Source organism: Duganella qianjiadongensis (assembly GCF_009857915.1).
Lineage (GTDB): Bacteria > Pseudomonadota > Gammaproteobacteria > Burkholderiales > Burkholderiaceae_D > Rugamonas > Rugamonas qianjiadongensis.
Window position 1 is genome coordinate 298,127 of the sequence record NZ_WWCM01000004.1, and the last position, 10,345, is coordinate 308,471.

A 10,345-nucleotide genomic window follows, 5' to 3' on the forward strand; every position below is an offset into this window, starting at 1 on the left:
ACGAGACTACAAAATGAAAAAGAATCTGATCGCCTCCGCTATCGCCGCAACCCTGCTGGCGGCGCCATTTGCCGCCAGCGCCGGTGAAGCCGAACTGCTGGCCCGTATCGACAAGATGGCCGCCGAACTGGAACAGCTGAAGGCCGAGCTCAAAGCCAGCCAGCAGAAGACTGCCGTGATCGAACAGAAACAGCAGGAACTGGCGAGCGCCGCCGCACCAGCTGTAGCGCCAGCGCCGGCCCCTGCCCCATCTGCGCCCGTTATGGCCAGCGGCCCCACCACCATTATCGGCGGCTATGGAGAAATCAATTACAACCGCCCCAGCAAGAATGCCAGCGCCGCCCAGACCGATGTACGCCGCGCCGTGATCGGCATCGAACACCGCTTCGATGAAAAAACCAAACTGGTTTCCGAGTTCGAATGGGAACATGCCATCGCCTCGGCCAGCGATAGCGGCGAAAGCGCGATCGAACAGCTCTACGTGGAGCGCCAGTTCGGCAACGGCCTGCGCGGCAAAGCCGGTCTGTTCCTGATCCCGGCCGGCTTGCTCAATACCAGCCACGAACCGACCGCCTACTACGGCGTGGAACGCAATTTCGTCGAGACGGCGATTATTCCTTCGACCTGGCGCGAAGCGGGTATCGGCCTTTCCGGCGATACCGCCGAAGGCCTGAGCTGGGATGCCGGCATCACCACCGGCTTTGATCTGGGCAAGTGGGATGCGGCCAGCAGCGAAGGCCGCGAATCGCCGCTGGGCGCCATCCATCAGGAAGGCCAGCTGGCCAAATCGCGCGACCTGAGCGTGCATGGCGCGCTGAACTGGCGCGGCGTGCCCGGCCTGCTGCTGGGCGGCTCGCTGTTCAGCGGCAAGGTCGGCCACAAGACCGAAGGCTATACCGCCAACGATGCGCGCGTCACCGTGTACGACCTGCATGCCCGCTATACGCCGGGTCTGTGGGATCTGGCGGCCGTGTATGCGCGCGGCCAGATCAGCAACACGGCAGCGCTCAACCTCACGCTGGTGGGCAACCCTACCCCGGTACCGAAAGCCTTCGCCGGCTGGTATCTGCAGGCGGCTTATCAGGCCTATAAAGCGGACGACTATGTACTGAGCCCGTTTGTCCGCTACGAGCAGTACAACACCGCCAAGAGCTATGAAGCGCTGCCGCAAGGTCTGGGCGTTGCGGCCCTGCCAGATGAAAAAGTCACGACGGTGGGCGCCAATCTGAAAGTGGGCGAAGGCGTAGTGCTGAAGGCTGACTATCAGAAGTTCAAGGAAGACAAGACGCGCGACCGTCTCAACCTCGGTGTAGGGTTCTCTTACTGATGCGCTACCGGCTCTGTCTTCCGCTGGCGGCAGGCCTGGCCTGTTTGCCCGCCTACGCGGTGCAATACCTGAGCGTCGAGCAGGTGCAGAAGCTGGCCTATCCTGATGCTACGGCTTACCGTGCGCAGGACGTGGCCCTGTCGCTGGCGCAGATGCAGCAGGTGGAAAAGCTGGCCGGTCTACCGGCACGCTCGGTCAACTGGCACGTCATCGGCGCCTATAACGGCGACAAGCTGCTCGGCTATCTGGTGCTCGACGACGTGATCGGCAAATTCGAGCTGATCTCCTATGCCGTCGCGCTCAATCCCGATGCCAGCATCCGTCAGGTGGAAATTCTGACCTACCGTGAAAGCCATGGCGGCGAAATCCGCCTGCCCGCATGGCGCCGCCAATTCACCGGCAAGAGCGCCAGCACGGGCGGACTGACGCTAGGCGGCGGCATCGCCGGCATCAGCGGCGCCACCCTATCGGCCAGCCACCTCACCGATGGCGTACGGCGCATTGCAGCCATAGCCCAGATCGTACTCAGACAATGATACGGCGCGCGCAGCCCTGGCTGGGCACCCTCGTCGAGATCACGGCCGATGGTGATCAGGCGGGCCTGAGTGCCGCGTTTGCCCAGATCGCGCAAGTACATGGGCTGATGAGCTTTCACGATGCTGCCAGCGATATTGCGCGCTTTAACCGGGCAGCAGCGGGCACACGGCTGGAGCTGCATGACCATACCATGCAGGTGCTGCAACTGGCCGAGCAGCTCAGGCTGGAAACGGACGGCATGTTCAACATCGCCTGCGCACCCCGGCTGGTGGAAAACGGCTTGCTGCCCGCGCCTGCTGCCGAGACGGTACTCTACCAGCCCGGACAGGCACTGATGCAATGGGATGCCGATGGTTCGCTCTGCAAGCTGGCCAGCGGCTGGATCGATGTGGGCGGCATCGCCAAAGGCTACGCGGTCGATCTGGCCGTCGCGGCCTTGCAGCTGGCTGGCGCGCAAGCTGGCTGCGTCAACGCGGGCGGCGATCTGCGCGTGTTCGGCCTGCAGGATTGGCCGGTCAGCCTGCGCGATCCCCGGCAACCACAGCGCCTGCTGCCAGCCGTGCAACTGCGGGCGGAAGCGATGGCCACATCGGCTACCTATTTTTCGCGCCGCATGCAGCACGGCCAGCATGTCAGCGCACTATTGGATGGCCGCGATGGCCGCAGCATCCTCTCCAGCAGCAGCATCTCCGTCCGCGCACCCAGCTGCGTGCTGGCCGATGCGCTCACCAAAGTCGTGATGGCCAGTGCCGACCCGCACCATCCGGCCCTGACGCAATGGCAGGCCACAGCCCTTATAATCTAGCCATGCATACCCATCACCATCGTCCCCATATCAACTTGCGGCTGGAACGCTGGCACCGCCGTTCTATTTATGCCAGTCTGCTACTGCTGCTTTCGAGCGGCAGTGTCTGGCTGATTGTGCGCTACTTCATGCGGCCGGTCAGCCAGTTCGGCGCATCCATCCACCCGCTGGAACCATGGGCGATGCGCTTCCATGGCGGCGCAGCGATGCTGGTGCTGTTCTTCCTCGGCAGTCTGATGAATGCTCACATCCGCCGCGCCATCAAGGCCGGACGCAATCTGGCCAGCGGCCTCAGCTTGCTCAGCCTGCTGGCCGTACTGGTCGTCAGCGGCTTTGGCCTCTACTATCTGGCCGATGAAGAAAGCCGCAACCTCTGGTCATTAACGCACTGGATCATCGGCCTCGCTGCGGCGCTCGTATTTATCCTCCACCTGCTCATCGGGCAACGGCAGCGCGGCTGACTTAGCCAGCCCATGTGCCGCTACCGTGCGCAGATCATGGTCGTTGTAATGTCCGGCTATGCGCGATACAATCGGCCCGCTTACATCTTTGGAGTATTTCCTGTGGACAGTTCTAGTAGTCGATCTTCGATCGATTTTTCACAGGCAAGGTAAACGCGACTGCATATTCGCCACTACCTTGCCGCTTAGGCGGGTAGTGGTAAAGCCGACCAGTTTCTGGCCGCGCCTGCTGCTTCCCTCGTTAATATCCGCGATCTCTCGCGGCCTCCGCTTATTGCCGCGCCCTTGTGCGTAGCAGCGGAATTGCGTACGCCTGCAGGGCGCGCAAATAACCAGGAGCATCCTATGGCAGCAGTACAAAACCTCAACTTCGCTTCTCTGCTCGACACTTTCGTCAGCCTGATGGCAGCCTTCATACTGGGCGGTCTGATCGGCTTCGAACGCCAATACCGGCAGCGCACGGCTGGCTTGCGCACCAACGTGCTGGTCGCCGTCGGCGCCGCCGTATTCGTCGACATAGCCAACCGGCTTAACGGCCACGCCGCGGCGGTACAGGTGGTAGCCTACGTGGTATCGGGCATAGGTTTTCTGGGCGCTGGCGCCATCATGCGCGAAGAAGGCAATGTGCGCGGCCTGAATACCGCCGCCACGCTGTGGGGATCGGGCGCAGTGGGCGCCGCCGCAGGCGCGGACCTGATTGCGGAAGCGGCGCTGGCGACCTTGTTCGTACTGGCGGCAAACACGCTGCTGCGCCCTATCGTCAACTCGATCAACCGCAAACCGCTCGATGTGGAATCGGCGGAAATGACCAATACGGTTTATGTGATTGCCGAACGTGCGCAGCAGAAGGCCGCCATGCTGCATCTGGAAACCGAGCTGGAACGCGCCAATTATCCGGCGCGGGATCTGGACATCCATGCCTTCGGCGACGAGGATGTGGAGATAGAAGTGACGCTGGCTGCCACCTCGGTCGATGGCGACGAACTCGATGCCATTATCCGGAATCTGGCTTCGAAGTCCGCCGTCAAACAGGCCTTCTGGAGCCCCAGCAGCCTGGAATAAGCTGGCCTCGTCTTCCGCAACGCCCGCCATATCGGCGGGCGTGCTCGCTGCGTCAGGCCAGCCACAATGGGCAGATTACTTACCGATTTGTTTGCTCACGGCGTTTTCCTGCTGGTTAAGCGCCTTCTGCTCCGCCTTAGTGATGTGGCCGCCATCATGGCTCGCCATCGTTCTTTCTTCCTTGCGTATTGCCCGGTCTTCCTGATGCAGGGCGGCCGCCTCGGTCTTGCTCATTTCGCCGCTTTTCACTTTGTCATGAATGCGCTGGTTCTGCTTGGCCAGACGCTGATTCACCTGTTCGCGGCGCGGATGGCTTTTCTGCCATGCGGTGTCATTATCGGCGGCGTAGGTGCCGCCTACAGCCCCGGCGAACAATGTGATTGCGGCGGCTACGATAGCGGCTCGGGAAATACGCTGATGGCCATTCATGTTCATTCTCCTTTGGAAAAAATCGGTGATTGCGGAACCCGTACCCGACTAACGGGTATATGCGGGTTTCGGTCGACATGATCTCTACATTAAATGTAAGCAATTGCAAAAGAAAAATACTGATCGATACTGTCACGCTGATGGCCTCGGTATCCGCCCCTGAGGACCGGGGCATGCTGCAGGGCGGCATGCGGGTCTTTACCAGACCCGGCTGCGCGGGCGCCATGCTCCGCTTCCCTGCTCCCCTATTTCCCGTAACAATTTCATCAAATCCGATCCATGACTGGCATTAATAATTCCATGAGATAAATTCACTTTTATTCATTAATGGGTTCGAATAATATCTGGCTTTCGCATCGACCATATAGCGTCTCTTGAATAGGAATCCCGTAACGCCGGATGGTTCCGAAACATACAAGTGCTATCTCAGAAATCAAGATACTGAATCAGAATGAACAACGAATTCACCTTTGCTATTAAAAACACCCGCTTTGATGAGGACTATCGCCCGGCCGAAAATACGCGCATTACGACAAATTTCGCCAATCTGGCACGTGGCCTAAGTCGGCAGGAAAATCTGCGCAATACCTTCCGCATGATAGACAACCGCTTTAATTCGCTGGCACAGCGGGATAATCCCGATCAGGATCGCTACCGCGTCACGCTTGAAATTATTTCCGTTGAAATGAGCATCGACGGGAAAAATAGCAGCAATGCTCTGCCATTAATCGAAATATTAAAGGCTAATATTTTTGACCGCAACACCAATGAATCGATCGAAGGCATAGTGGGGAATAATTTCTCGTCCTACGTGCGTGATTACGACTTTAGCGTTCTGTTACCAGAACATGCAAAGCAGCAGCGCGAATTCAGCGCGCCGGATAATTTTGGCGATCTGCATGGCAAGCTATTCAAATGCTTCGTCAATTCGGATACCTATAAAAAGCACTTTAAAAAACCGCCGGTAATCTGCCTGAGTGTTTCCAGTACCAAGGTCTATCAGCAGACCGAAAATCATCATCCGGTATTGGGCGTTGAATATCTACAGGATGCGTATTCCCTGACCGACGACTATTTCAAAAAAATGGGCATGACGGTGCGCTATTTCATGCCAGCCAATAGCAGCGCGCCGCTGGCATTCTATTTCTTCGGTGATCTGCTGGCTGATTACACCGATCTTGAGCTGATCAGCACCATCAGCACCATGGACAGCTTCCAGAAGATCTATCGTCCCGAGATCTACAACGCCAATTCCGCGGCCGGAAAATTCTTTAAACCGAGCCTGCAGCACCAGGACTACTCACTGACCCGCATAGTCTATGACCGGGAAGAACGCAGCCGGCTCGCTGTCGAGCAAGGCAGGTTCGCCGAAGAACACTTCATCAAACCCTATCAGGCCATGCTCGAACAATGGTCCGCCAATCACGCGCTGTGAGCGCAAAAAACCAAGGTTATATACAGTGAAAAAATTACTACCAACGTCAACTGCCGGCAGCCTGCCTAAACCCGCATGGCTGGCAGAGCCCGAAAAACTCTGGTCGCCATGGAAGCTGCAAGGCGAAGCGCTGAACGAGGCCAAACAGGATGCCTTGCGCCTGTCGCTACAGGAACAGCAGCATGCAGGCATCGATATCGTCAGCGATGGCGAGCAGACCCGCCAGCACTTTGTGACGACTTTTATCGAACATCTGGACGGCGTGGATTTCGCGAAGCGCGAAACTGTCCGCATACGCCAGCGCTACGATGCCAGCGTGCCCACCGTGGTAGGCGCAGTCTCGCGCCCCAAACCCGTGTTTGTCGACGATGCCCGTTACTTACGCCAGCACACGACGCGCCCCATCAAATGGGCCCTGCCCGGCCCGATGACCATGATAGACACGCTGTTTGATAATCACTATAAAAGCCGCGAAAAGCTGGCATGGGAATTCGCCAAGATTCTCAATCAGGAAGCCAGGGAACTGGAAGCCGCCGGCGTGGACATCATCCAGTTCGATGAACCTGCGTTTAATGTGTTCTTCGACGAAGTCAATGACTGGGGCGTGGCTACGCTGGAAAAAGCCATAGAAGGGCTGAAATGCGAAACCGCCGTGCATATCTGCTATGGCTACGGCATTCAAGCCAATACAGACTGGAAGAAAACGCTGGGCTCGGAATGGCGCCAGTATGAGCAGGCTTTCCCCAAACTGCAAAAGTCCGCCATCGACATCGTTTCGCTGGAGTGCCACAACGCCAGAGTGCCGATGGACCTGATAGAACTCATCCGCGGTAAAAAAGTCATGGTGGGTGCCATCGATGTGGCCAGCAATGCCATAGAAACGCCCGAAGAAGTGGCCGACACCCTGCGCAAAGCCCTGCAGTTTGTCGATGCCGACAAGCTCTACCCCTCCACCAACTGCGGCATGGCTCCGCTGGCACGTCAGGTAGCACGGGGCAAGCTGCACGCCTTGAGTGCCGGTGCAGAAATCATCCGGCAGGAACTGGCGCATCAGTTATAAGCAGATTCATCAAGCGGCGCAGGGCGATGCGTATCCTCTGCGCCTTTTTCAGCATCGCGCACTACGCACTATTGAGCATCTACCATGTCACTTTCCAGTACCGCCATCGAGCCCCTGCGCTTGCGCGAAGCGCTCGGGCATTACGCTTCCGGTATCACGGTCATCACATCGCTCGTGAATGACGAGCTGATCGGCTTTACCTGCCAGTCTTTCTATAGCGTCTCGATGAGTCCGCCATTGATCTCGTTTAGCGTCATGGCCGGCTCGGGCAGCTATCCCAAGATTCGCCAGGCGGGCCGCTTCGCCGTGAATATTCTGGCGGAAGAACAAGTCCATATTTCCAAGCAGTTCGCCCGGCGCGGCGCGGACAAATGGCATGCAATCGCATGGAACAAGTCACCGCTGGGCAATCCCATCCTTGCAGGCAGTCTGCACTGGCTCGATTGCGACATTTACGCGGAATACGCCGCCGGCGATCATCTGATCGTACTGGGCGAAGTGCAGGCATTAAAACTACAGGAAACGGAAACCGTGCAGCCGCTGCTGTATTACAAAGGACAGTATCGCAACATCGCTGCCTGACCCTAGCTGTCATGCCCCTACGGCCCGCCTCACGGGACAGTAGAATGACGTCTTCTCACAAAAAATTGAATGCATTATGCTGGAACGTATCCATCTGGCCACCTTGCTGGAAGTCGAAAAACAGGGCTCGCTCACTGCGGCCGCCGAGGTCCTCCATCTGACGCAATCAGCCCTCAGCCACAGCATGAAGAAGCTGGAGCAGCAACTGGGCACCGATCTGTGGCTGCGCGAAGGCCGCTCCTTGCGCCTCACTCAGGCGGGACAATATCTGTACACCGTGGCGCAAAGGCTGATTCCGCAACTGGATCTGGCGGAACAGCGCCTGCAACAATTCGCCCGGGGGGAGCGCGGCACGCTGCGCATAGGCATGGAATGTCATCCATGCTACCAGTGGTTGCTGAAAATCGTTTCCGGTTATCTTGCGGCCTGGCCGCTGGTGGATGTGGACGTCAAGCAGAAATTCCAGTTTGGCGGCATCGGCGCCCTGTTCGGCTTCGAAATCGACCTGCTGGTGACGCCTGATCCGCTGCTCAAGCCTGGCCTGCGCTTCGAACCCGTGTTCGACTACGAGCAGGTGCTGGTGGTACATAAAGACCATCCATGGGCCGTACAGGAAGAAGTACTGCCGCAACAATTGATGGAGGAGACGCTCATCACCTATCCGGTAACGATAGAACGGCTCGACATCTACAATATGTTCCTGCTGCCCGCCAGCGTGGCGCCACGCAAGCACAAGACCATCGAAACCACCGACATCATGCTGCAAATGGTCGCTAGCGGCCGTGGCGTGACGGCGCTGCCCAAATGGCTGGTGACGGACTATGCGCCGCATCTGGAATTAAAGACCTTGCGTCTGGGGCCGGCAGGCATCCAGAAACATATCTACCTTGGAGCCCGCGAAGCCGACTACGATACCGACTACCTGCAAGCGTTTATCGCCATGGCACGCAAGGCGGAAAGCTACACGGCGTAACTTGGCAAGCTTGACGGAAAAGTTCGCCCGCGCCATGCTAGGCGACGCTAGTACCCACCCCCTTTAGGAAGCTCGCATGCTGCATCCCGTACAATTCATCAGCGCCGTGCTGCGCCGCCTGTCCATCGACACCTATACCATGCTGTTGCTGCTGATGGTGCTGCTGGCAAGCTTGTTCCCCGCGCATGGCGTGGCTAGTGACGCGCTCGGCCAGTTGACGACATTTGCCATCGGCCTGCTGTTCTTCCTGCATGGCGCCAAACTCTCGCGCGAGGCACTGGTCTCCGGCCTGACGCACTGGCGTTTGCACCTGCTGGTACTGGCCAGCACTTTCGTGATGTTCCCGCTGCTGGGACTGGCGCTGAAACCAATCGCACTGGCCGTACTCACACCCGAGCTCTACCTTGGTATCTTATTTCTCTGCACGCTGCCATCCACTGTCCAGTCGTCAATTGCCTTTACCGCGATGGCACGCGGTAATCTGGCAGCTGCCGTGTGTAGCGCTTCGGCTTCCAACTTCGTCGGCATCTTTCTGACGCCGCTGCTGGTCAGCCTGCTGGTGGTGCGCGGTGCAGCAGGCGGCTCGCCCATCGATGCCATTGTGTCGATCGTCGTACAACTGCTGCTGCCCTTCCTGTCCGGCCAGCTGCTGCGTCCACGCATCGGTGCATGGGTAGACCGGCACAAGCCTATGCTGCGCTGGATCGATCAGGGCTCCATCCTGCTGGTGGTGTACACCGCATTCAGCGCTTCGGTAATCGAGGGACTATGGCAGAAACTGCCAGCACCTGCACTGGCCAGTCTGGCAGTAGTGTGCTGCGTCATGCTGGCAGTTGCGCTACTGCTGGGCACCTTTATCAGCCGCAAACTGGGCTTTTCAAGACAGGACCAGATCGTCATCATTTTTTGCGGCTCCAAGAAGAGCCTGGCCAGCGGAGTACCGATGGCCAAAGTACTGTTCCCTCACGCTGCGCTCGGCATGATCATTCTGCCGCTGATGCTGTTCCACCAGATCCAGCTGATGGTGTGCGCAGTATTGGCACAGCGCTATGCAAGCCGGGCTGACCAATACGAGTAGCAAGCTGTAATAGTCTTCCACTGCCCGAGTGTCATTATCCCGCGACTCCTGTCCAGGCGGGACTGCCAGGGCTTGCGCCTCAGCGTCTATTTATATTCTCTGGGCTTGATGCGGGCGCAGCCAGCTGACGTAGTCTGTCCAGCCGGAGGCAGCGTCAGTCTTGCCCTGACGAATATGTAGTACAGGCATATCGAATACTCGGCTGGCCTCTGCCCCCGCTGTCTTAAATAATATCAGTGACTTGTGCAGTATTGCGCTGCGCAGGCCAGCGTTTGCCTTCCACTTCCATAAGCCTGCGCAGTTGATGCCGGGCCAGCAGCCTCAGCTGAGCAGGCTATCGCCGGAGATTTGCCGTTTCGCACCTGCCCAACACCGACGGAACTAAATGAACGGTGCATCCACCTATCAGCATGCCCTTATACACAAGTCCAGCCGGAGCCTCGCCCGAGCTGAAACCGGCTTAGCTGGTCAATTTTCGCATCTGCCCTTGTAAACTGCCGACTTTTCGCGTTTACTCTCGTCTTTTGGGTGACGCGTTGACAATGGCATCAGCAGACTGGGCGGCGACGGAATTTGCACAGTTGGATCTTGGCGAC

Annotated in this window: 11 protein-coding genes; 10 read left to right on the forward strand and 1 reads right to left on the reverse strand. The window is 58.2% G+C overall.

Annotation, left to right across the window (positions count from 1 at the left end):
• Window positions 1-13: 13 nt before the first annotated feature.
• The 5 genes from GTP27_RS08725 (at window position 14) to GTP27_RS08745 (ending at window position 4,192) form a co-directional block, all read left to right on the forward strand.
• Window positions 14-1,327: a hypothetical protein gene (locus GTP27_RS08725; protein ID WP_161038771.1), complete on the forward strand. Its 1,314-nt coding sequence runs from the start codon at window positions 14-16 to the stop codon at window positions 1,325-1,327.
• Window positions 1,327-1,863 (forward strand): FMN-binding protein, encoded by a 537-nt coding sequence (locus tag GTP27_RS08730; protein ID WP_161038772.1) that lies wholly within the window; start codon window positions 1,327-1,329, stop codon window positions 1,861-1,863. The genes GTP27_RS08725 and GTP27_RS08730 overlap by 1 nt, the downstream gene beginning before the upstream one ends.
• Window positions 1,860-2,669, forward strand: coding sequence for an FAD:protein FMN transferase (locus tag GTP27_RS08735; protein WP_161038773.1), 810 nt, complete (start codon window positions 1,860-1,862; stop codon window positions 2,667-2,669). Before GTP27_RS08730 ends, GTP27_RS08735 begins: the two co-directional genes overlap by 4 nt.
• Window positions 2,670-2,671: 2 nt before the next feature.
• The gene (locus tag GTP27_RS08740) at window positions 2,672-3,130 is read left to right on the forward strand and encodes a DUF4405 domain-containing protein (RefSeq protein ID WP_161038774.1); all 459 of its coding nucleotides are present in this window, start codon (window positions 2,672-2,674) and stop codon (window positions 3,128-3,130) included.
• Window positions 3,131-3,475: 345 nt separating this feature from the next.
• Window positions 3,476-4,192, forward strand: a complete 717-nt coding sequence (locus GTP27_RS08745; RefSeq protein ID WP_161038775.1) for an MgtC/SapB family protein — start codon at window positions 3,476-3,478, stop codon at window positions 4,190-4,192.
• A 75-nt stretch (window positions 4,193-4,267) separates the two neighbouring features.
• On the opposite strand, the gene GTP27_RS08750 is transcribed toward GTP27_RS08745, so the two are convergent.
• Window positions 4,268-4,621: a hypothetical protein gene (locus GTP27_RS08750; protein ID WP_161038776.1), complete on the reverse strand. Its 354-nt coding sequence runs from the start codon at window positions 4,619-4,621 to the stop codon at window positions 4,268-4,270.
• A 451-nt stretch (window positions 4,622-5,072) separates the two neighbouring features.
• Here GTP27_RS08750 and GTP27_RS08755 point away from each other — a divergent pair, with 451 nt between their 5' ends.
• From GTP27_RS08755 to GTP27_RS08775, 5 genes are all read left to right on the forward strand, one after another.
• A complete protein-coding gene (locus tag GTP27_RS08755) occupies window positions 5,073-6,056 on the forward strand; it encodes a DUF1852 domain-containing protein (protein ID WP_161038777.1) in 984 nt (327 codons plus the stop codon).
• Between the two features lie 25 nt (window positions 6,057-6,081).
• Window positions 6,082-7,116, forward strand: coding sequence for a methionine synthase (locus GTP27_RS08760; protein ID WP_161038778.1), 1,035 nt, complete (start codon window positions 6,082-6,084; stop codon window positions 7,114-7,116).
• Window positions 7,117-7,200: 84 nt separating this feature from the next.
• Window positions 7,201-7,698, forward strand: a complete 498-nt coding sequence (locus tag GTP27_RS08765; protein ID WP_161038779.1) for a flavin reductase family protein — start codon at window positions 7,201-7,203, stop codon at window positions 7,696-7,698.
• A 76-nt stretch (window positions 7,699-7,774) separates the two neighbouring features.
• A complete protein-coding gene (locus GTP27_RS08770) occupies window positions 7,775-8,671 on the forward strand; it encodes a LysR family transcriptional regulator (protein WP_161038780.1) in 897 nt (298 codons plus the stop codon).
• 76 nt (window positions 8,672-8,747) lie between these two features.
• The gene (locus tag GTP27_RS08775; protein WP_161038781.1) at window positions 8,748-9,749 is read left to right on the forward strand and encodes a bile acid:sodium symporter family protein; all 1,002 of its coding nucleotides are present in this window, start codon (window positions 8,748-8,750) and stop codon (window positions 9,747-9,749) included.
• Window positions 9,750-10,345: the final 596 nt, after the last annotated feature.

What these genes read in the sequence shown, in the direction of transcription:
- GTP27_RS08725 (WP_161038771.1), top strand. Translation starts at nt 14, where the DNA reads ATGAAAAAGAATCTGATCGCCTCCGCTATCGCCGCAACCCTGCTGGCG.
- GTP27_RS08730 (WP_161038772.1), top strand. Translation starts at nt 1,327, where the DNA reads ATGCGCTACCGGCTCTGTCTTCCGCTGGCGGCAGGCCTGGCCTGTTTG.
- GTP27_RS08735 (WP_161038773.1), top strand. Translation starts at nt 1,860, where the DNA reads ATGATACGGCGCGCGCAGCCCTGGCTGGGCACCCTCGTCGAGATCACG.
- GTP27_RS08740 (WP_161038774.1), top strand. Translation starts at nt 2,672, where the DNA reads ATGCATACCCATCACCATCGTCCCCATATCAACTTGCGGCTGGAACGC.
- GTP27_RS08745 (WP_161038775.1), top strand. Translation starts at nt 3,476, where the DNA reads ATGGCAGCAGTACAAAACCTCAACTTCGCTTCTCTGCTCGACACTTTC.
- GTP27_RS08750 (WP_161038776.1), bottom strand. Translation starts at nt 4,621, where the DNA reads ATGAATGGCCATCAGCGTATTTCCCGAGCCGCTATCGTAGCCGCCGCA.
- GTP27_RS08755 (WP_161038777.1), top strand. Translation starts at nt 5,073, where the DNA reads ATGAACAACGAATTCACCTTTGCTATTAAAAACACCCGCTTTGATGAG.
- GTP27_RS08765 (WP_161038779.1), top strand. Translation starts at nt 7,201, where the DNA reads ATGTCACTTTCCAGTACCGCCATCGAGCCCCTGCGCTTGCGCGAAGCG.
- GTP27_RS08770 (WP_161038780.1), top strand. Translation starts at nt 7,775, where the DNA reads ATGCTGGAACGTATCCATCTGGCCACCTTGCTGGAAGTCGAAAAACAG.
- GTP27_RS08775 (WP_161038781.1), top strand. Translation starts at nt 8,748, where the DNA reads ATGCTGCATCCCGTACAATTCATCAGCGCCGTGCTGCGCCGCCTGTCC.